This window comes from Streptomyces sp. NPDC006265, assembly GCF_040613555.1.
GTDB lineage: Bacteria > Actinomycetota > Actinomycetes > Streptomycetales > Streptomycetaceae > Streptomyces.
Window position 1 is genome coordinate 1 of the sequence record NZ_JBEXSH010000014.1, and the last position, 19692, is coordinate 19692.

The window sequence follows — 19692 nt, forward strand, 5'->3', positions numbered from 1 at the left end:
ACACCCCCCCACCACACCCCCCCCCCCCGGGGGGGGGCCCCCCCCCCCCCCCCCCACGGCCGGACCAACCGAGATGAGCCGAGAATGACGCAGCGCAACAGCCAGCCTGAGATACCCGCCTGCCCCGGATGGGGCGAGGAGTGCGGCAACGAGATGGAGAAGGAAGCGGATCTCTGCCCCGACTGCTACATGGCACGGCTGGACGTGCAGTCCCCCCGGATCTCCCTGTAACCCTTCCGTGAGGCGGCGTTGAATCCCAGAGCCAGGGCCGGGCGGCCCTACCCTCCATGGGCCCGCCTGCGCCCGCCACAGGCCCGGCCCCGGCCCCCTCGCCCACCGGGGCCGGGCCACCCCGCCCACCGTTGACCCTACCCAGAGTTGTTGCGTATCGAGTTTTCATTGTGTATTATTGTCACATCAGCCGGCCAGCGCCGCCGAAAAACTCCTGGGAGATTCCATGTTCGCCCTGCTTCGCCGTTCGCCGAAGGTCGCCGCTACGCCCGTCACCGAGACCTCGGCGATGTGCCCCACGACCGGGCTCCCGTACGGCGAGCCTGGCTCCGTGGAGCGGCTGACCTGGATTTTCGCTGAGCAGGACCTGGAGGACATCCAGGAACGCACCGAGTACTTCGCGGAGCGCGCTGCCGCGCGTCCCGAGTCCGGCCTGATCGTGTCCACCATCAGGACCCCCATAGCCCGCCCGCACATCATTCTCATCGGCGACTTCGAGTCCGACGGGGACCAGCGCGGCGGCACATGTGTCGAGTGCGGGGCGCACGGCGAACTGTCCGCGCTTCGGGACCTTGCCCGCAACGACCTCGGCTGTGGGGCGGCTTGGTTCTAGCACCGGGTGCCGCCCCCGGCGGGGCGGCACCCGAGTCCGACCGCACATCTCCGCGCCACCCTCCGGAGCTAGGAAAGTGGGAAGCAATGATGAACCGTCGGATCGACCGCCGGGCCGGAATTTTCTTGAGTGTCCTGCTGGGTGTCTCCGCGATCGTCCTTACCGCGTTGAGCCTCAAGATCTCCATGGATGCTTCCCGCGCGCTCTCGAACCCCGCCGCCGAAGCTCACACCGCCCATTGCCGGTAACGGCTCGTCTGTAGGGACGGCGAGAACATCCGGCCCCTCAGGTGGACTGCCGTTGCACACCGAAAGGACCCCTGATGAAGGACAGCAAGATCACCGAGTTGCTTGCCCGCGCAGCAAGTGGCGACCCCGAGGCCGCCGCCGCGTTCACGCGAGCGCGGGCGCTGCGACTCCACGCGGCGGAATGCCTCAGCACCAGCGGCCGGGCCGCCGCAATGCGGATGCTCCGGCGAACCGCGTAATCTTGCGCGCCGCGCCCCCTCCCTGCCGCCCCCTCCCTGCCGCCCCCTGCTCGCGCCCCGCTCAGCGTTTCGCTGGCGGGGCCGCTTACGTTCCGCAGCCTCGGCGACCTGCCAGCTGCCCGGCCCTCTCAAATCCCGTCTCGGCTCTCTGTCTCGTGTCACGTTCCCTGGGTCTTCCCGCTTCCGTTCTCCCTGTCTGTCTCCGTTGCTTCGTGGTCTGTCTGTGTCTCGTCCGCCGTTGTCTTCTGTCTCCGTGCTTCCTGGTCTGTCTGCGTCTCGTCCGTCGTTGTCTGCTTCAGCTGTTCTTCTGTCCCTTCAGCTCTTGTGCTCTTGCGCCTCTACGTCTCGCTTACTGTTCTCGGTCCGCCTGCTCTCGGTGTTCGCTCCTCCCGTCCTGCTGCTCTCCCATCCATGTCGCTTCCTCCTCACCTCCCGTCGGCTTCCTCCTTCCTGTCGTCTGCCTGTGGCTCTTCGCTGATGTCCTCAGTGCCCTTTGGGGTCTCGTAGAGAAGTAGTCGGCGCGTCCCAACCCCCTTGACCGTCCTCCTGAAGTGCAGGTTCCCGTATCGGTGGTCAGCGTGGGGGCAAGTTGTGGGGCAAGTTGAAAGGCAACCTGTAGAGCAAGTTGTAGGGCATGTTGTGGGGCAAGTTGTAGGGCAAGCGGGCCTCTGGCGGTGGTCTGCGGGGCCAAGTCCTGCTCTTTCGCGGGGGGTGATTTCTCTCCCCTCCCCGGATGCCGGAGGGGAGAGAAATCACCCCCCGGCCGTTGCATCTCGGGGAGGAGAGATCTCCCCTCCATCCGGGGAGGGAGAAATCTCCCTCCATTCAGGGGGGAGATTTCTCAGTCGCCGTGGTGGGGGAGATTTCTCCCACACTTGGGGTGGGGGAGAGAAATCACAGTCCGACGGAGCGGCCCGGGGACGGCCGGCGCATGCGCAGGTCGGACGTGCAGTTCGGCGCCGGCGGTTCTGGCCGCCTGGGACGCGGTGGGGTCATGCTCCCTGCGGCGTCACGGTGGCCGGGAGGGGGTCGCCGTCGAAGATGCGTCCGGCGAGGCAGAGCTCGCGGTAGCCGGGCGTGTAGGTGAAGCCGTGGCCCTCGCAGGTGGTGCAGTCAGGGGCGTGGCCGGTGGGGGCGCCGAAGCAGAGGATCGGCTCCTGGTGGACGGCGGTGTAGATGTCGTCACCGTGGTCCTCCCAGGTGAGGACGGTGAGGACTTCGCCGGTGCCGTCGCATCGCCCTGCGCAGTCGTGGGGGTGTGGGTCGTCGTCTTCGTCCTGGTCGTCGAAGTCGCGGAAGGCGTCCAGGAGGTAGGCGCGGGCGTGAAGGTCGCTCAGGGCCGGCCGGCGGTCGAAGGCGCGCAGGGCGTGGCCGGCGGTAGCCGCGGCCGCCGCTGCGGCGTTGTCGGCCGGTGCTGCGGTGGCGGCCCAGTCGAGTAGGAGTCCGCGGGTCATGAGGTGTTGCCGTTGTTCGCTGGCCACGTCGGCGGCGGCGAAGCGGGGAGTGAGGCCGAGGTTGGCCCAGGCGTAGGTGTCGAGCATCTGCCAAACGAGCCGGGGGCCGGATCGGCGGAACGGGCGCCTGAGCGGCAGAGAGTCGTCAGTGGCGTGGGGTGCTCGGCATGCGTCGCCGTGGGTGTGGTGGTGGAGCCGGGCGTATTGGGCCCGTAGGTGGTTGAGGCCGTTTCGGGGGTGGTCGTCGAGGGCCAGGTGGTCGAGCTCGCGGAGGATGGCGCCATGGTCGCGGGCGGCTTCGTAGAGGTCGGGGTCTCGGGTGCGCAGAGCGAGGACGTCGATGAGAGCGCCGGTATGCAGGAGCTTGACGCGGCGCAGGGCGGGGACGGCGTTGTTGTCGGGGTCGTGTTCCAGAGCATCGGTGAGGCGGTAGTGCGCCCAACGCGCTTCGAGGATCAGCCGGGTGATGGACGGGCGTTCGTCGCGGTACGCCCTCACGGCGTGTTCAGGGTGGTGGCCGGCAGGCACGGGGTTCCCTTCAGGATGACTGGTCGTGGGTGAGCGGGGCCTGGCCGGCCCGCGCTTCAGCGGGGCGTTGCAGGCGGGGTGACGATGGCGTCGGCCAGGCGGTGGAGGCGGACGTCCTGCGGAGCTGCAGCCTTGAAGACACGGTGGGCGGCTCCGGCGGGGGTCTGGGGCAGTGCGAAGACGCGGCCGCGGTCGAGGACGGCGAGGAGGCGTGCGGCGTGGTGTTCGCATCCGTCGGCGCCGGCGTTGTCCGCGTCGAGCACGGTGATGGTGACGGGGCCGGGGCAGGGGGTGTGATCCGTCGGAAGTGCGGCGGGGCAGCGAACCATCGGTCCTCATCTGGTGGGCTGGGTGAAGTGGCTGGACGGGCTCGTGGCCGGCGATGACGGGGCGGAGCCTGCGCTGTGGCTAGCGCCGTTCCTCGTCGAGGAGGTGTGCGTAGCCCCAGGGGTTCGGTTCGGGGACCGGGCGTCCGTGTGCAATGTCGCGGAGGCGTTCGCGGCGGCGTTCTTGTACGTAGCCGCGGCAGTGCAGGGGGTCGTGCTGGGAGGTGGGCCAGGCGGATGCTGTGGCGCACCAGGGGCAGTGCGGTCGTCGGGTCAGGCGCCGGCCGAGGGCGAGAGCGAGCAGGGTGACGGCGGCTCCGAGGACGGTCCCAAGAAGGAAGAGGTGCATCTGGTGTCTCCTTTGGATGATGCGGGGCCACCGAATGGTGGCCCCGCGTCGAGGTAGTCAGCGGCGGGTGGTGCTGGGGGTGGGTAACTGGTCGCGTGGCAGCAGGTCGCCGGGGAGAAGGGCCAGTCGTACGGGTGGGTTCACGGGGGCTTTGGGGGAGGGATCAGAGGAGGCCGAGGGTGGGAAGCAGGCCCCAGCCTTCGTGACGGATGGGCCAGGCGATCTCGGTGTCGGCCGGGCGCCAGTGGTTGGCGAGGTGGGCGTGCTGGGGGGTGAGTTTGACCGTCATCTCGGTCCGCCAGTTCCTGAACTTGTCGCGTTTGGCGTCCGGATTGGTCACGGTCATCTGCACGCCGAGGTTGTCGACGACCTGATCGTCGGCCTGCACGCCTTCGAGGAGGGCCGCTTCGACATAGACCTTCGCGTTGAGGTACCGCTCCCAGAAGGCCGACCGGCGCTGGATGGCGTGGCGGGTGCGGGCCGACATCTTGCCGTCGGCGGCTTTGCCGTGGAGTCGGAGGAGTTCGCGGTAGTTGCGGTGGTAGGCGGTGCGTTGGGTGGCGGGCTGGTCGGGCGAGGAGAGCATGTCGGTGACCTCCAGGCGGAGGGTTTCGAAGATGGATGCCTGGTGGATCGGGTGGTGGCAGAGGGCGACGTCAACGCCGAAGGGGGTGGCGTAGACGCGCTTGATGGTGGACCGCCTCCGACGGGGACCGTGGACGGTTTGGCCGAGCCAGCGTGAGTCCGCGACGGGGTGCAGCTCGGGGTGGAGGAGGTGTTTGTAGGGGTCGAGGTCGCCGGGCGGGAGGGCGGGCATGGACGGGTCTCCGGGGGTGGTCGGTCAGATCTGGTCGTGAAGGTCGGTGTCGTCGTAGGTGGTCTGGGAGACCGTGATCCAGCCGGTTCGGTCGCCGTCGCGGAGCTGGAGCTCCCACTTGCCCGCCTGCCAGTGCTGACCGGTCTGCTTCTGGCCGACGTGCTGGCGCTGGCATTTCTTGGTGGGCTGTGTGCTGCCGCCCGTGGTCGAGCCGGAAGAGCCGGGCTTGGTGGTGCCGGAGGTGCCTCCGTTCGTGAGCGACTTGCCGGGCGGGGTGCCACCGGACGAACCGCCGGAACTGCCGGTGTTGTTCTTGCCGGTGCGGCCGGATGAGCCGGATTTGCCGCCGCTGGAGCCGCTGCTGTGGCCTGTGAAGGAGGCGGCGGTGAACGAGCTGGTGCGGATCGTCGTGCAGTTCTCGCGGTACACGTCCTCGTATTCAGGGATCCAGCGACCGGCGTGGCCGCGCTTGTCGATGACCTCGCCGTTCTTGACGGGCTCATTGGCGCAGCCGGTGAGGGCGAGGAGCGCGGCGGCCGTTACGGCGGTGCCGAGCATCAGGGTGCGGGTCGTGGTCACGGTGGACTCCAGGAAGGTGTGTGGGTGCGCTCGTCTGTTACAGGTGTCGTAGGCGAGCTGCGTGTGACACAGATGCGGAACTTTCTCCGCCGAAACCACAGTACACAGTGAACTATTAATACGCAACGTTCAGTTGGGCGCGCGACCGCAACAGGCTTTCGTCATGCGTCAGATGTTCAGGGCGGGGCACACCCAGGCATCGCTACGCGGGCTCCGGTCAGCGGATGAGCTGAATGACCCAGGCGAGCAGGCACACGACTGCGATGACCGCCCACATGCGCAGTGCGGCCGGATCCTTGGCGATCGGCCGGGCATTGGACTCGAAGACCTCGACCGTCGGGATCATGCCGGGGTGAGCGGTGTCCCGGTGTTCGTCCCGCTTGGCGGAGGCCTGGTCCTTCGGCAGCCATCCGGTCGTGACTCCGCAGGGGCCGCACTCGTACCGCCATGCCACCGCGGGCTCTCCCCCCACTGGTCCTCTGAAGTGTGGTTTGACCGTACCGGGCGGTCGCGCGCGGCGGGACGGGAACAAGCCGGTTGGGTGCGGTAGATGGGCGCGATAGACGCATCTACCGTGCCGATAGATGCGCAGGTCAGGCGGTCGTAGATGTGGCTAGTAGTGGTGTCTAGGATCCCATTCCCGGGAGGGGAGTGGTGCCGCGTGAAAGGCCGGTTGTGAGCACCCGGACGCCCCCTCCGGTCGGCGGCCGGCAGGGGGCGAGGGCGGGTGGTTCAGCCCACTCCTGCAGGGGGCTGGATGAGGGTGACCTGGGGGAGTGGAGCGGGGGGCTCGGCGGGGGGTGCGGGAGGGGCGTTCAGGGTGATGTCGGGGACGAGCTGAGGGGGTACGCGTACGGCCCTGCCGAGGGACTGCTCAAGGTCCTGGACGTGGACCCCGAAGTAGTTGCGGCCGCGGATGCCCATCTGCGTGCGCACGGGGATGCCGAGAGACTTGCACTTCTGCCTCAGCATGGGTTCGGTCCAGTCGGTCAGCATCCCCGTCGTATGAAGGATTTTGAGGAGGGTGTCGGTGTGGACGCCCTTTCGGTCGCCCTTGGGATCGGTGCGGACGGCGAAGGCGACGTTGTGCTCGACGAACAAGCCGAACGCCGCGTCGGCTTCGGCCGGGCTGGCCGTGGGCGGCTCTGTTTCACGGTCCTCCTCCCCCGGCGTTTCATGATCGTTTGGGGCGTCGGTGCCCGGCTCCTCTTCAGCAGGGATCGGGGTGGCTTCCAAGTCCTTCACGGTCCGGCCGGCCGCCAGGCCGGTGCGGACGGCGACGGTGGTGACGACGAGAAAGCCGGCGCCGCCGTAGACGTACCAGAGCCCGGGATGCTTCTCTGCGAAGTAAAGGGCGACGTAGCCCGCGACACCGAGGGCGAGCAGGCGGACGCCGAACCCGCCGCTCTCCTCATCGCCTCCTCGCAGCCAGGCGCCCACGTAGCGCAGCACGACCATGCTGGCGCTGGCTACGACGGGCACTTCGCGGACGAACGGGATCTCCTGCAGCGTGGGCTTGCGTCGTTCCCGCTTGGCGGTCTTCGTTGTTTCCGGCTGTCCGGCCTGGGTCTCGTTGGGCTTGCCGGTCATGCGCCCACCAGGGAGAGCGCGGCGGTGGCGACGGAGATGACCGCCCGCCAGACAGAGCCCTGCGCGGCGGCCATGGCGGCCGCGGTGAGCATTCCCCACAGGGCGCCGGTGAAGGGCACGAGGGGGGCGAACGCGGACAGCACGAGCAGGATGATCACCACGCCGGTCATGCCGATGTTGCCGAGGTCGGGGTTCGCGGCCACCTGCCGCGGGATGTCCTGGACGGCGGTGCCGAGGTCGTGGGGCCAGGAGCCGGCGCGCAGGAAGGCGAGCTCGGCGAAGAAGCCGACGGCCTGGGCGGGGCCAAGGGCCAGTTTCTTCCTGCCCTTCCCCTTGATGCCGTAGATGAGCGTGACGATCAAGATGACGCTGATGGTGGTGGCGGACATCGGGCCGAGGGCGCTGGAACCGGCCCCGGCGGCGAGCAGGCTAGTCACGGGTGTCCCTTAGAAGGTGGGGGCGGAGAACAGCAGGACGGCGATTCCGGCGGAGGCGACCGGGATGTGGGTAAGGAAGCGGACGGCGATGCAGAACGAGGGCAGCCGGTACAGCCACTTCTCCACGAAGGCGGTGACGCCGCCGCCGACGACCGCGGCGAGCAAGACCACGCCGCCGCCGACGATGAACGGGGTGGACGGCTCGGTGCTGCCGGCGGCAGCGTCGTGCATGACGGCGAGGGTCCACTGGGGCAGGCCGGTGTTCCATTGGGCGGTGAACATGCCCCAGCCCCAGGCGCCGGCGGTTGCAGCTGATCCGTTGTGGAGGATGAACTGCTGCAGCGGCGTGAGCGATGCCCACCAGGCGGTGAGGGAGCCGCGGTTGCGGCTCCGGCTGGCCCCCTGCACTGCGGGTGCTGAGGAGTCCTGGCCAGTGCCGTAGTAGTGGTTGTGCACCTCGTAGGTGCCCGGGTCCGCTGCCTGCGGATCATCGGTCTTCTGAACGCGGTACCAGTCGGGCTGGTCGGCTTCCGGTTGGGCGGCGCCCTCGTCGACGGCCGCGGCGGCGGCAGGGCCCTCGCCCTGGTCGTCGTCCTTGTGCCGGCGCCAGGGGACGCGGGGCGGCCACACGCTCTTCGCCGCCTCACCCGCGCGTCGCATCGCGGGGCGTTGCGCCGGGTCGGCCGAGTCGTCCTGCTCCTCGGGGAGCGTCGGCTGGTCCGCCTGGGTCTGCCGCTCAGGGGGCTCTGTGAGGTCGATGGTCTGTCCGGGCGCGGGCAGTCGGCCGCCGCCGGGCTCGGCCGGGTCTCGCCGGGTGTCGGCGGTGGACGGCAGGTACGGGGCGGGGCGGGCCGCGGTCGGCTCGGGCTCTTCGTCGACGGGCTGCTCGGCATGACCGAGTGGCCGGACACCGACGCGGGACAGGATGCGGCGCAGCTGCGTCTCGTCAGCTCCCATGGTGCCCTCCGTCTCCGGGGTGTTGTGCGGCTCGCCGCGGGTGGAAGGGGTGGTGCTCACTGCTCGCTCCCCTCGTGGGAGGCGGGACGCCGCACGAGGGCGAGGCGGGGCCGGCGGTGCTGCGGGGCGCCGGCGGTCCGGGCCGCGCGGGCGGCGTTCACCTGGCGGCGGGCCGGTGCGATGAGGTCTAGGGCTTCGGTGACGTGCTGGTCGAAGGAGGTGGCGGGCATGGGTGGTCCTCACGGTCGTGCTCGCGGGCAGCCTTCGGGCGCCCTGCGGAGCGAGGCGTCAGGTCAGGGCTGCCGGATGCCGGCTGCTGCGGGGAGGAGGAGGCCGCTGTCGTGCTGCTCGAAGTCGCCCACGGTCGGGTCGAGGGCGAAGCGCTCGTCGAGGGACAGCTGTTGTCCGGCCGGCGGCGGTGCGGGATCGAGGGTCCGGGGTTCGGCGGCCGGCTGCGGCGGCTCGTTCGCCAGGGCGAGGGCCTGGTCGAAGTGGTCAGGTTCCTCACCGTCGGCGCCGTGCGCCGCAGGATGGTCTGCCAGAGCCTTGGGCAGCCACTCGGCCTGCGTCTTCAGGAACCGCTCGGCCCGCGGGTTGCCGATGCCGAGGGCTTCGGCGCACTTGTTGATGCCCCAGGCGAACGTGCCGTCATCCTTGCGGGGAACGGTCTCGACGAAGGCGGTCATGACCTCGGCGTCGGTCTTCCGTTCCGCGGCCGCCTCCTCATCCTGCTCGGCGTCGACGTCCGGGTGCGGCAAGGCGGCGTCCTCGTCGTCGCCGTCCTCCTCGGGTCCGCCGTCATCGGCCATCCTGGCCTTGGCCTGCGGTTCTTCGTCGTCGGCGGAGTGGGATGCGGGCGCGGGATGAGGGTCCGTCGCCTGGGATGGGATGGTCGGGATGGCGCCGATCAGGGTGCTGAGGATGCCCTCGAACGCGGCGGGATTCCTCAGGTTCATCCCGGCAATGTCGGACTGGCGTACGCGCAGTTGCAGCCGGGCGACGACGCGTTTCAGGATGACGGGGTCGGAGCATCCTGCCCGCTCGCTGGCATCCTGGGCGCGGGCGTCCGCATGCATCTCGGCGAGGCGGTATGCCCAACGGGTCATCCTGGCGTTCCGCTTGACCGCTTCCTGCGCGCGGCGCAGCCGGTACCAGCGGTAGGCGGCCCGGGAGATACGGACCTCGACGGTGGCTTCCTCCTGGGCCAGGTCCTGGCGGGCGGCGAGCAGCAGCGCGACGCGGAAGGCCTCGACGGGGTGGAGCAGGCGCACCAGGGCGATGCGTCGATCCGGGCGTCCGCCCTTGGTGCGGGCGGCGCGGCGCTCCTCGAGCGAGCCGATCTCCCAGAGCACGGCGGCCAGGACCGGCCACACCGCGCGAACGGCGCCGCCCAGGAGGGAGTCGGCTTCGGAAGCGGAGAAGACCGCGCTGATGCCGGCCAGGATCCAGAAGAGTGCTCCGGACAGGCCTGGCCCGTCTCCGTCGCGGGCTCGGCGGCGGGCTCGGCGGCCGCAGACCATCGCCGCGACGTCCAGTGCGACGAAGGGCAGGAGGTCGTACGGGGCTTCCAGGCCCATCTGGTGGTGGCCGACCCGGCGCAGACCGGTGGCCGACAGGGCGGCTGCGGCCGCGGCGATGACGACGGTGAGGACGTCTTCGACCCGTCGGCCGCGGCGGTCGGCGGCTGCGGCGCGCTCGTCGTCGGTGAGCGTGGCCAGGGCAACGCGGCGCCGGCGCAGGGCGATCGCCGGGCCGAGCGTGAGCACGAGCGTTCCGAGGACGAACTGCCAGCTGCCGAAGAGTTCGGCGAGGGCCGCGCCGTGGGGGGCGAGGTCGGGTGTCACGGGGAGTCCCTCCTGGCGAGGTTGCTGGCCGCTTCGGCGGCCCGGGCGCGCAGCGGGTCGTCGCTGGGCGGGGTGGGGTCCTGGGTGATCCAGTCCCTGAAGGCGTCGCGCTCGGCCGTGGCCTGGCGGAGCAGGACCAGGAGCAGCACGGTGAGCGGGTTGACGGGTGGTATGTCGGTGCCGGCGGGGACGAGGACAGGGAGTAAGAGGACGTCGTCGCGGTGGGCGAGGGCGCTGACCAGGGCGCGGTTGAGGGCGTGTGCGTCGCCGGCGGGGTTCATGCGGCGCCCGTCCAGCCGGCGGCGCGGCGGTGCGCGGCGACAAGCTCGTCGCGGTTGCGGGCGGCCTTGCGGATGTTCTCGATGTTCTCCAGGCGCTTCTCGGGCTTCCCGGAGGCGCCGAGGTACTGGCCGCAGAGCCTCTGCAGCTCCGCCCCCGCGGCGATGCGGGCGCGCTGCCCCTCGGCGGCCCGCTCGTCCGCGGCGCGGGCTCGCTTGAGCCTGGTGGTCTCGGCCGCGAGCCGGCTGTCGAGCTCGTCCGGGGCGAGGCCGCCACGGACGCCGGCGGTGTCCTCGTCGCGAAGTGCGAGTTCGGCGCACGCGGCGCGTACCGGGCAGACGGTGCAGTGGTCGCGGACCGTGCGGGCGCGGCGCTGCTGCCAGTCGGCGTCCGGTTCGCCGTCCTCCTGGTAGAAGTTGTCGACGTCCGGCTGGACGGTGTAGCAGACCGAGTGGGTGAGGGACCGGCGCAGCTGCGGTGCTCGGAGTTGCTGGGCGATGAGACGGCCGTCGTGGCCGGCCAGGTAGCCGCCGGCGACGAGGTCGTCGATCGACTCGGTGTCGGCGAGGTACTGGGCGATCTTGTCCTCGGTGGTTCCACGGGCGCGGGCCGGCGTCGTGGAGTGGGCTGCCATCATGGTGTTCACGCGTTCTCATCTCCTGCGCTCTGGTGGGTGAGGCGCGTTCACGGCCTCCGGGGGGACCAGCCCCGGGGGCCGCCTTGCTTTTTCACGCGCCATCTGCCTTAACTGCCTTAATGCAGTTGAGTCAGATGATGCACGCCATTGGCGATCACGTCAAGGAGAGGTGGAGCGGATGAGCCGGGAGCTCTGGCGGGTGCGGCAAGATGTGCCCATGACGTCCCATCACCCGCACGAGCAGGTCGCGGCCGCGCTGCGCGCCGACATCCTGAGCGGCAGGTTGACCCCGGGTGAGAAGCTCCCCGGTCAGCGCGAGTTGGCCGAGAAGTACGGCGTCGCCCCGAACACCATGGCCCAGGCCCTGCGAGTCCTCGAAGAGGAGGGCCTGGTCGAAATGGCCCCGCGGCGCCGCAGCCGAGTGCTGCAGCCGACCGCCGCCATGGAGGCCCGGCTGCACGAGGACGGGTTGGTCCGGCCGGCGGATTCCGACGGCGGCGGCCACAACGACATCAGGAGCGGGGCCCCCGGCACCGACGCCGCCGCGGTCGAGGCCCTGAACCTCGCACCGGACGCCTCCCTGTCCGTGCGGCAAGCGGTGTTGCTGCAGGCCGGCGCGCCATGGGCACTGCAGACCCTCTTCACCCCGGCCGCCCTCGACGTCACGGGAGCCGAGGCCGCCACCGTCGCACCGTTCACAGTGGGCCCCCTGCGACGCGAGACCAGCCACGCCAACAACTGGACAGCCAGGCCGGCCACCACCGAGGAGTGCTCGCTCCTCAGGTCCCGGGGCGGTGCTGCGGTATTCGAGATTCGAAGAGTCGGCTTCACGGATGAACGCCCAACTTCATATCTTTTGACGGTAGTACGGGCAGATCGCGTGACCATCCGTACGGGAACCGCCAGTTAGCGCAAGCATGCGCCAACTGCCCCCTTTTGGCCGCACTTTTTAACGGTGAGTGGACAACGCGCCGAGTGCGTGTGCACGGCGGCTGTCAGGGGATAGGGTGACTTCCGCTTGATCCACTACGCCTCACCCTCGGGCCCCCGGCGCACAGCGCCGAGGACGAGCCTGGCGAACCGAGAAGGCGGTTCTCCCATGACCAGCACCGCGCAGACCCCGAGCGGTTTCACCGCGCCGGGAGCGGCGCTGTCGTGGGCGCTGCCCGGCGCGGCCGGGCCCAGAAAAACGAAATCCCCCTGGAAGGGGGAGTTGAGGATGTCGTAGGTCTTCCGGGCGGGCGCCTCTAGCAAAGGCTGCTCCTCGCCCCTCTCCGCCGGCTTCGGAGTTAGCTGCTCCTCTGCCGGCCGTCACCGCTCAGTCCCGGGTTAGCGGCCCAGTTTGAGCGAGGGCCAGACCGAATGGTCCGGCAATCACTGCCCTCCAGCAGCAATCCCCCCGAAGGGGTTTGTCGTTTCCCGGGGCGACCCGGGAGAACGGGGTCCATCTTGCAGTACACCCATGCCCTTTGTCAGCTCGGACGCCACCGAAGCACGCCGATCGCGGTGGTTTTTCGCCCGTCCGTGACGTCAGCGCCACGTTGCGTGCCCACGCACGCGGCCCTGGCTCCGGCTCCGGTCCGCCATGGCGCGCAGTGCTCCAGCGGTCTGCCCTTGACCAGCTCCGGCCGGCACCCCTTGACCGGCAGCGCTGCCCCCTTGCTCACGGCGCCTGCCCACCTGCCCTTCACGGGTCTGGTCAAGGGGGTCTGCCGCCGCCCCTGCCGTCCCCTTGACCTGCTGGTCACAAGGTCGTCAGGGATTTCTCGGCCGGACTGTCACACCGTCGGCTTTTTCGACACCCGTAGCAGCTGAAGGGCCCGTTCCTTCAGTTTTTCCGAGTGCCTCTGGCCAGACCCCAGACCGCGCGTCCTTGCCGGACGCCGTCGAGACCCAGCGCACCCGAGTCGCCGCCCCGCGGCACCGGTGCGCCAGGAGAAGCGTGCCCCGCACAGCAGCAGTTCCGAGCAGCCCGCCGCCGACGGGTGATCAGGCGCGCCCGCAGCGCCGCCAGCGTGTGAAGGTGCCCCTGCGCCTCGTCACCAACCCGCACTACGCCGACGTCGCGCTGACCGCGTACGTGAAGATCGCCGCGTTGGCGTCGCGTCCTGAGGGATGCACGGCGGCGACCGTGACCATCGCGCAGTACGTCGGTCTGTCGAAGGCCTCCGTCGAGCGCGGCATGACGCAGTTGATGCGTCCCGGGCCCGACGGCGTCGTCGAGCTGTCCTCGACCCGCCGTTCCCTGCCCGGCGGATGCGGCACCTCGGCGGTGCGCCGTACCCGGCCGCTGTCCGCGGCCGAGCGATTCGTGTGGATCCCGGTGGCCGCGTCCGAAGACCTCACCCCGCGCCAGCTGCGCGCGTACGCACTCATCGCCTACGCCCAGGCCCAGCGCATCCCGCTCACCGAGTCGGAGCTCGCAGGGGCGCTCCACCACCACAGCGGTCGGCGAGCCGGCCAGCCACTCACCACCGCGGCCGCCGGGGAGATCGTCGACGAGCTGGAAACGACACGGTGGATCACCGTGCAGCGGCGGGCCGGCGTGCGCGGCCGCCACCACTTCATCGCTCACGACATCCCCGCTGCCCTTCCACCGGACCCGGCCTGTGGACAACTGCCCACCACCGGCGTCGCGCCCTCCTCCACCTCTGGTCCTGGTGAGGGATCGGGTTCCTCGGCTGATGCGGGATCACTCGCGACTAAGGAAGAACCTAGGACTGACCGACCTGATGACGAGCGAGCCCTCCTCTCACCCGCCGTAGGCGAGGTACAGGTAGGTGAAGCTGTGGAAAACCGCAGCGCGCAACTGCCGTACAGCTTGGGCGAAGGCGGGCTCGCGCTGCGCGCGGATGACCACCAAACCCCCTTGACCACCCCCTTGACCAAGCTCTCCGCCACCCCCTTGACCAACCGCGACAGCGCATACGACGGGCCCGGGCTCACCATCAGCGCCCGAGTGCACGCCGTCCTCGAGCCGGTGCACCGACTCTTCCGACAGACCAGCGTCTACATGCAGCGCCGCATCGCCCGCGAAGTCGGCCGCCAGCTGCGCTCCGGCATCGACGACACCCGGCTGCGGCAGCGTCTGGAGACACGGGCCGCCCGGACCTTCACCGACGAGATCCGCGACCCCGGCCGGTGGATCCTCGGCGTCGGACTGCCGCACTGGGGCTGCGGGATCTTCGACTGCGAGGCCGGCGTCCTGTGGAACAACGGCCGCCGGTGCTCGGTGTGCGAGGAGATCGTCCGCGACCGGCGCCGCACCACCGTGCCACCCGAGGCGCCCACTCCCGCCCTCGTCGTCCACCCCACCCCCACCTCCCGCTCCACTCCCGCGGCTCCCCGGGGTCGGTGCCCAGAGTGCGGCTGCGCCGTCCTGGTTCTGAACCGAGCGGAGCCGGACCGCAGATGCAAGCCGTGCCGCGAAGAACACGAGGGCGTGCCCGTCGGCCGTCCGTCCCCACCGGCGGAGCCAGAGGCGTGCGCGGGGTGGGACGGCAGTGGATGCACCCGCCCGGCCCTCGGCTCCACCGGCCTCTGTGTCCGCTGCCGAACCCGCCGGCTGCAGTGGGCCGCCTCGTGAGCCGTCCACTCCACCGGCCGAGGTGCGCCACTCCCCGGTGGCGTTGGACCAACCGCGTTCCACACCGCGGTCGCCGACGGCGGCCCGGAGGAGAACCGCCCTCCACGGCACCGCCGCACCATCGTCCGCTGGGGACAGCGGGACGCGGGCGTAGCCGACGCTCCAAGGTCGGGCACGGCGGTGCTCCTGTCACCGAGGCCCCCCTTGACCAGCTTTCGCGATCGCCGGTTTCTCCTTGACCCGCAGCCTGGTCAAGGAGAAACACGGGGCCCGCGACACCCCACCGTGGAGTTCGTGCCAAGGGTGGAGCGGCGCGGGTACACGTCACCGACACCACCATCGAGGCCGGCGCGATGCACACCGCCATCCCCACCCGGCACACTCGCGGAGCCCACTGCCCATCGCCGGGCGCCGCGCACCGGGTGGGCTCCATCCGATGCCACCGCCTACGCGGTGGAGCCCACCCGGTGGAGTGTTCGACCGCGCCATCGGGTGTCGCCCACCCGCCCGCACCATCCGGTGGGCGCCACCCGGTGGACGGGGTCCTGGTCCATCCACGCGGTGGGCTCCATCCCATCCGGAGCGCCGGTGGCCCCCATCGATGGCGGACGGTGGACGAGGAAGTGGGTGGGTGGTCGCCGGCGGCCATCCGAGCCGCAGCCGGGATCGCAGTGAAACGGCGGCGTGCACCCACCCCGAGGTGATCGCTGGCAGCCGTCCCCCTGCACCCTCCCGCCTTCCCCCTTGACCAGCTTCACCGCAGCAGCTGATCCCTCGGCCACCCCCTTGACCGGCCTTGCTTCAACCCCTTGACCACGGGACGGGGCAATCGCTGTTTCCCCTTGACCTGGGCCCGGGTCAAGGAGAAACGCGGCTGGCACCAACGGGCCAGGACCGGTGAGGCCGGCGCACGTACGGCACCCGCAGGGGCGGTTGCCTGTCTGGTGCGGGCCGGCAGGCGAGCAGGGGATCCACGCGGTGCCGGGCAGCGCTTCTGGCATGCGTCGGAATCCGGCGCCGCGCGGAACCGCGTGTGGAGGCAATGGCGGCCCAGGGTGTCTCCGACCGGGTGGCGTTTGCGGCCACCGCGATGGGCGGATGGATGGGAGATCCGGCCCACCTCGGGTGGCGAGTGTGTGGATGTGGACGAGCATCGCGCGGCCGTCGTCCATCCACGCGGTGGGCGCCATCCAACCCAGTGGATGGCGTCGACGTCGGCGTACCGAACTCCATCCACTGCGAGTGGCCTCCACCGCGTCCTCGGTCGGAGTGGGCCGCATCCGTCCGCCTCGCCCAGTGGACGCCACCCCCCCTTGACCCTCCGTCCACCCCCTTGACCGCGGCACCCCTTGCCCAGCTGGACCACGGGCGCCGCGGACCGGTTTCCCCTTGACCCCATCGCGTCGGAATTGCCGTCAGACCGCGGTCAAGGGGGGCCTCGGGAGTGTGAGCGCCATCGAGACCAGATGGCGCGAAAGGACGGACACGGACGTGGCCACCACCCAGCACACCCCGGCGCTTGACTCCTCCGAGTCCACGCCCCGCTACGACACGATCACCCTGATGAACCGCGACTGGGACGTCCTCTGCCGCGACCTGCGGGCGTCGGACCGCGTCGCTATCTGGGCCGAGGAGCACCCGGACCTCGCCGGCGCCGCCGGCCCCCAGGACGTGGTCGACAAGATCTCCGCCTACCACCGCCGCGGTGACTTGGACGGTCACGACCGCTTGATGCACCTGCTGGTCGAGCGGGCCGGCGGGACCGGCTTCGACGCTCACCTCGCGTGGCGGGTGGCTGTGCGGGTCCTGCTGCCCAAGGCGGTCTTGATGGCCAAGACCCAGCGGCGCTCGTACGGCCTGCCGTGGGACGACGTCTGCGCGACGGTCCTGGGCGCCGCCTTCGAGGTCGTCCGCACCTACCCGCTCGACCGGCGGCCGCGGCGGATCTTCAACAACCTCGCCCTCGACACTCTGCAGCTGACGCGCCGCACCCTGGCCGCCTGCCTCGACGAGGTGGAGGAGCTCCAGGAGTTCGCCGCCGGTGTCGCGCCTCTGGCCGAAGCCGAGTGCCACACCCGCTACGTGCACGTCGTCTCCAGCGAGGAGCCCGAGACCCCGCACCGCACGGTCGAGCTCGCCGACCTGTTGATGCGCGCCGCCCAGATGGAACTCGTCGACGGCGACGAGCCGCCCCTGTCGCGCCACGAGGCTCGGACAGAGGTCCTCGACCTGCTGCTGTGGGCGGTGGAGATCGGAGCGCTGAAGGAGCTCGAGGCGCAGCGCATCGCCCGGTACTACCTGTCCACCTCGCACCAGCCCTCACAGCGGCACATGACCACCCGGTCCATGGGCCACGAAGGAAATCTGCTGCGGCAGCACGCCAGCCGCGCCCTTCGCACGCTGCGCACGAAGTCGGACCTCGCCCAGTACTTCGCCGCGGCCTGAGAGCAGCGGCTGGCGACCGCCGGCTCGGCCGTCGCGGAACTCGCTCGAAAAAACTTCAGCCCGGCTGTCACACCGATCGCTTTCCCGACACCTGTAGCAGGCGAGAGGCCCGCCAGAGCGGTCCGGACCGACCTGAACGCCCCGTCCCCCAACCTTCTCGACTCCGGGAGAACCCACGTGACCACGATGTCCCCGGCCGGCACCGGCCGGCAGTTGCTCGACGCCGACGAGGCCCGCGTGGCCCGTGCCTCACGCGAGCTGACCAAGATCGCCGCCGCTCTGGTGAGCCGGCCGATGGACCGCGACCTGCACGAGCAGATGCGTGCCTTCCTCGACAGCGACTCCGAGCCGGCCCTTGCGTCGTGGGACGTACTGCTGGCCCGTACGCCGGCCGAGCTCAAGGAGCGCATCTCCACCGTCCTGACCGTCCAGGCCCTGCGGACGGCGTCGTGAAGCGCCGGCGTCGGCAGCGGAAAGCCGACAGGAAGAGTCAGCTCGTCGAGACGGAGGTCTGGGACGAGGAGGTCGAGGAGCCCCAGGAATCGTCGGCGGACGAGCCGGATGAGACCGGGTGGAAGACGAGCACGGCCCACCTGTCCGGAATCTCCCGGCTGGCCCGCGTCGGTGTGTGGGCTCTCGTGGTGTCCGGCCCGGCTCTCGGGATGCTGGCGTTCCTCAGCGCGTCAGGGCCGGCCCAGGGCGCCACCAAGCCGGTCGCCGCCGCGGCGCCGGCGTCTCCGGTCGGACCGGCCGGCTTCGCCGAACTGTTCGTCGCCGCCTACCTGCAGGCCGGACAGGGCACCGAGCGGGACCTGGCCCCGTACTACTCCGGCTCCTTCGCACTGGCCGTCAAGCCCGGGACCCGTGAGGCCACGCAGTCGACCGTCATCGCCTCCCGTGAGGTTCAGCCCGGCTACTGGTCGATCACTGTGGCCGCCGACGTCATGGCTCACGACGACCAGGGCAAGGCGAAGCGCCTGGGGGTGCAGTACTTCCGCGTCGGCATCCAGGCCACCGGGCCGGCCACTGCCGGCGGCCCCGACAAGACGGCAACTGCTGTGGGCTATACCGCGACGTCCCTGCCGGCGCAGGTGGCCGCGCCCGCCGCCCTCAAGCCCGGCGGCCTGGCCTACGAAACCGATCGTGGGTCGAGCAGCGCGGACCCGTCGGTGGAGACCGCGCGCGGGTTCCTGTCTGCCTACCTCACCGGCTCGACCGAGCTCGACCGCTACACCTCACCCGGCACGCGCCTGCAGGCCATCAACCCGGCGCCGTACGCCGCGGTGAAGGTGACCGGCGTCCAGGACGACGCGCTCAACGCCGGACAGCAGACGGTGCCGGCGGACGGCACAGTGCGCCACCAGCTGGTCCAGGTCGACGCCACGGATCAGGTCGGCAGCCCGGTCTCGCTGAGCTACGCGCTCACTCTCAAGTCCCGCGCGGGCCGCTGGGAGGTCGCCTCTGTCGACGACGCCCCGGCCATCCGCGTGAGCGGCACACCGTCCGCGGCGCCGCACACCACCACCCCTAGCCCCGACGCGACAACGGCGACTCCCTCGCCGTCGCCGTCGAACTCCTGAAGAAAGAGGAATTGTTCATGCACACCCTGGCAGCCGCCAACCCCGACCACGTCGTCCTCGCCGGTGACGTCCTCGACTGGGCCAACACCAAGACGGGCCAGGTCCGCACGCTGGTCCTCACCGTCGCTGCCCTCATGGCGATCATCGCCGTGCTGATGGCCTGGTGGAAGACGCGCTCCTTCGTCGGCACCCTCGTGGCCTTCGTTCTGGCCGCACTGGTCCTGTGGGGCATCAGCAACCTCTCGGTCCTGCAGACCAAGGTCGGCTCCGAGATCGAGGACACGGGCACCAACGCCATGTCAGTCCACCCGCACGCCGCCACCGGCCCCGCGGGAACCGGTAAGGACTGGCAGCTGTCGTGAGTGCCTCGGAGGAGGAGCTGACCGGGCACTCGTACACGCGAGCCCGTAAGCACCCGCTGGTCATCGGCAAACTCCCGGGAGCCGGCCGGCTCCCGGGAGGGCCCTACACGATCACCCAGGTCATGACCATGGTGATCAGCTTCGGGCTCCTCGTCATGACGAGGGAGCTGTGGGCCCACTTCGGCGCCATGAACTTCATCCTCATGGCCCTGATCCCCTGGGGCCTGGCCTGGGTGCTGCGGTACGCCAGGCTCGACGGCCGGGACCCAGCACGGGCCGTGCGCAGCCTGTTCATCTACTCCTCCACCCCGGCCCAAGGACGCCTGGCCGGCAAGCCGCAGCGGGTCGCTCGACCGCGACTGGCGACCGCCACCTGCACGGTGCGCGTCCGGTCCGCCGAGCGGCCCGCCCCGGTGGCGGCCGCCGCGCAGCCCTCATCCGCACCCGCGCGCAAGGCCCGCCCTGCCCCGGTCCCAGTGGCGGCGGCAGCTGCGGCGCGGCCGGAACCGAAGACCGGGCTCCAAGCCCTCCTCGCCTCCCTCGACGAGCAGTAACAGCCGCCTCGCCATCACTACCAGCACAGAAGGAAGA

At 70.5% G+C, this 19692-nt stretch carries 24 protein-coding genes; 10 read left to right on the plus strand and 14 right to left on the minus strand.

Features of this window, described 5'->3' with window-relative positions:
• The first annotated feature begins 84 nt into the window (after positions 1 to 84).
• The 3 genes from ABZ281_RS02805 to ABZ281_RS02815 all read left to right on the plus strand — a co-directional run bounded on the left by ABZ281_RS02805 (position 85) and on the right by ABZ281_RS02815 (position 1331).
• Positions 85 to 231, plus strand: a complete 147-nt coding sequence (locus tag ABZ281_RS02805) for a hypothetical protein (RefSeq protein ID WP_356651430.1) — start codon at positions 85 to 87, stop codon at positions 229 to 231.
• Between the two features lie 226 nt (positions 232 to 457).
• Positions 458 to 844 (plus strand): hypothetical protein, encoded by a 387-nt coding sequence (locus tag ABZ281_RS02810; protein ID WP_356651432.1) that lies wholly within the window; start codon positions 458 to 460, stop codon positions 842 to 844.
• A 322-nt stretch (positions 845 to 1166) separates the two neighbouring features.
• Positions 1167 to 1331, plus strand: a complete 165-nt coding sequence (locus tag ABZ281_RS02815; protein ID WP_356651434.1) for a hypothetical protein — start codon at positions 1167 to 1169, stop codon at positions 1329 to 1331.
• A 992-nt stretch (positions 1332 to 2323) separates the two neighbouring features.
• Here the strand turns inward: ABZ281_RS02815 and ABZ281_RS02820 are convergent.
• The 13 genes from ABZ281_RS02820 to ABZ281_RS02880 form a co-directional block, all read right to left on the minus strand.
• Positions 2324 to 3283, minus strand: coding sequence for a hypothetical protein (locus ABZ281_RS02820; RefSeq protein WP_356651436.1), 960 nt, complete (start codon positions 3281 to 3283; stop codon positions 2324 to 2326).
• Between the two features lie 86 nt (positions 3284 to 3369).
• Positions 3370 to 3642 (minus strand): hypothetical protein, encoded by a 273-nt coding sequence (locus ABZ281_RS02825; protein ID WP_356651438.1) that lies wholly within the window; start codon positions 3640 to 3642, stop codon positions 3370 to 3372.
• Between the two features lie 79 nt (positions 3643 to 3721).
• On the minus strand, positions 3722 to 3988 hold the full coding sequence (locus ABZ281_RS02830; protein WP_356651440.1) for a hypothetical protein: 267 nt from the start codon (positions 3986 to 3988) through the stop codon (positions 3722 to 3724).
• 163 nt (positions 3989 to 4151) lie between these two features.
• Positions 4152 to 4805: a hypothetical protein gene (locus ABZ281_RS02835; RefSeq protein ID WP_356651442.1), complete on the minus strand. Its 654-nt coding sequence runs from the start codon at positions 4803 to 4805 to the stop codon at positions 4152 to 4154.
• A gap of 24 nt (positions 4806 to 4829) precedes the next feature.
• On the minus strand, positions 4830 to 5384 hold the full coding sequence (locus ABZ281_RS02840; protein WP_356651444.1) for a hypothetical protein: 555 nt from the start codon (positions 5382 to 5384) through the stop codon (positions 4830 to 4832).
• Positions 5385 to 5601: 217 nt separating this feature from the next.
• Complete coding sequence (locus tag ABZ281_RS02845; RefSeq protein ID WP_356651445.1) at positions 5602 to 5838, minus strand: hypothetical protein; 237 nt, start codon at positions 5836 to 5838, stop codon at positions 5602 to 5604.
• Positions 5839 to 6116: 278 nt separating this feature from the next.
• The gene (locus ABZ281_RS02850) at positions 6117 to 6974 is read right to left on the minus strand and encodes a hypothetical protein (RefSeq protein ID WP_356651447.1); all 858 of its coding nucleotides are present in this window, start codon (positions 6972 to 6974) and stop codon (positions 6117 to 6119) included.
• A complete protein-coding gene (locus tag ABZ281_RS02855) occupies positions 6971 to 7411 on the minus strand; it encodes a hypothetical protein (RefSeq protein WP_356651449.1) in 441 nt (146 codons plus the stop codon). Before ABZ281_RS02855 ends, ABZ281_RS02850 begins: the two co-directional genes overlap by 4 nt.
• A gap of 9 nt (positions 7412 to 7420) precedes the next feature.
• On the minus strand, positions 7421 to 8428 hold the full coding sequence (locus tag ABZ281_RS02860; protein ID WP_356651451.1) for a hypothetical protein: 1008 nt from the start codon (positions 8426 to 8428) through the stop codon (positions 7421 to 7423).
• The gene (locus ABZ281_RS02865) at positions 8425 to 8598 is read right to left on the minus strand and encodes a hypothetical protein (protein ID WP_356651453.1); all 174 of its coding nucleotides are present in this window, start codon (positions 8596 to 8598) and stop codon (positions 8425 to 8427) included. Before ABZ281_RS02865 ends, ABZ281_RS02860 begins: the two co-directional genes overlap by 4 nt.
• Before the next feature lie 63 nt (positions 8599 to 8661).
• Positions 8662 to 10212: a DUF2637 domain-containing protein gene (locus tag ABZ281_RS02870; RefSeq protein ID WP_356651455.1), complete on the minus strand. Its 1551-nt coding sequence runs from the start codon at positions 10210 to 10212 to the stop codon at positions 8662 to 8664.
• Complete coding sequence (locus ABZ281_RS02875) at positions 10209 to 10493, minus strand: hypothetical protein (RefSeq protein ID WP_356651457.1); 285 nt, start codon at positions 10491 to 10493, stop codon at positions 10209 to 10211. The genes ABZ281_RS02870 and ABZ281_RS02875 overlap by 4 nt, the downstream gene beginning before the upstream one ends.
• Positions 10490 to 11128, minus strand: a complete 639-nt coding sequence (locus tag ABZ281_RS02880; protein ID WP_356651487.1) for a WhiB family transcriptional regulator — start codon at positions 11126 to 11128, stop codon at positions 10490 to 10492. The genes ABZ281_RS02875 and ABZ281_RS02880 overlap by 4 nt, the downstream gene beginning before the upstream one ends.
• Positions 11129 to 11345: 217 nt before the next feature.
• Between ABZ281_RS02880 and ABZ281_RS02885 the strand changes: the two genes are divergently transcribed.
• Positions 11346 to 12038: a GntR family transcriptional regulator gene (locus ABZ281_RS02885; RefSeq protein WP_356651459.1), complete on the plus strand. Its 693-nt coding sequence runs from the start codon at positions 11346 to 11348 to the stop codon at positions 12036 to 12038.
• A gap of 116 nt (positions 12039 to 12154) precedes the next feature.
• Here ABZ281_RS02885 and ABZ281_RS02890 read toward each other — a convergent pair whose 3' ends face one another.
• Positions 12155 to 12382: a hypothetical protein gene (locus tag ABZ281_RS02890; protein ID WP_356651461.1), complete on the minus strand. Its 228-nt coding sequence runs from the start codon at positions 12380 to 12382 to the stop codon at positions 12155 to 12157.
• A 769-nt stretch (positions 12383 to 13151) separates the two neighbouring features.
• Between ABZ281_RS02890 and ABZ281_RS02895 the strand changes: the two genes are divergently transcribed.
• From ABZ281_RS02895 to ABZ281_RS02920, 6 genes are all read left to right on the plus strand, one after another.
• A complete protein-coding gene (locus tag ABZ281_RS02895) occupies positions 13152 to 14714 on the plus strand; it encodes a hypothetical protein (protein WP_356651463.1) in 1563 nt (520 codons plus the stop codon).
• Between the two features lie 1491 nt (positions 14715 to 16205).
• Positions 16206 to 17159, plus strand: coding sequence for a hypothetical protein (locus ABZ281_RS02900; RefSeq protein WP_356651465.1), 954 nt, complete (start codon positions 16206 to 16208; stop codon positions 17157 to 17159).
• Between the two features lie 186 nt (positions 17160 to 17345).
• Positions 17346 to 17612 carry a hypothetical protein gene (locus tag ABZ281_RS02905; RefSeq protein WP_356651489.1) on the plus strand — a complete coding sequence of 89 codons (267 nt, stop codon included), beginning with the start codon at positions 17346 to 17348 and terminating at the stop codon, positions 17610 to 17612.
• A complete protein-coding gene (locus tag ABZ281_RS02910) occupies positions 17609 to 18739 on the plus strand; it encodes a conjugal transfer protein (protein ID WP_356651467.1) in 1131 nt (376 codons plus the stop codon). The genes ABZ281_RS02905 and ABZ281_RS02910 overlap by 4 nt, the downstream gene beginning before the upstream one ends.
• 17 nt (positions 18740 to 18756) lie before the next feature.
• Entirely contained in the window at positions 18757 to 19101 is a 345-nt protein-coding gene (locus ABZ281_RS02915) for a hypothetical protein (protein WP_356651469.1), read from the plus strand.
• Positions 19098 to 19655, plus strand: coding sequence for a hypothetical protein (locus ABZ281_RS02920; protein ID WP_356651471.1), 558 nt, complete (start codon positions 19098 to 19100; stop codon positions 19653 to 19655). Before ABZ281_RS02915 ends, ABZ281_RS02920 begins: the two co-directional genes overlap by 4 nt.
• The last annotated feature ends 37 nt before the right edge of the window (positions 19656 to 19692 follow it).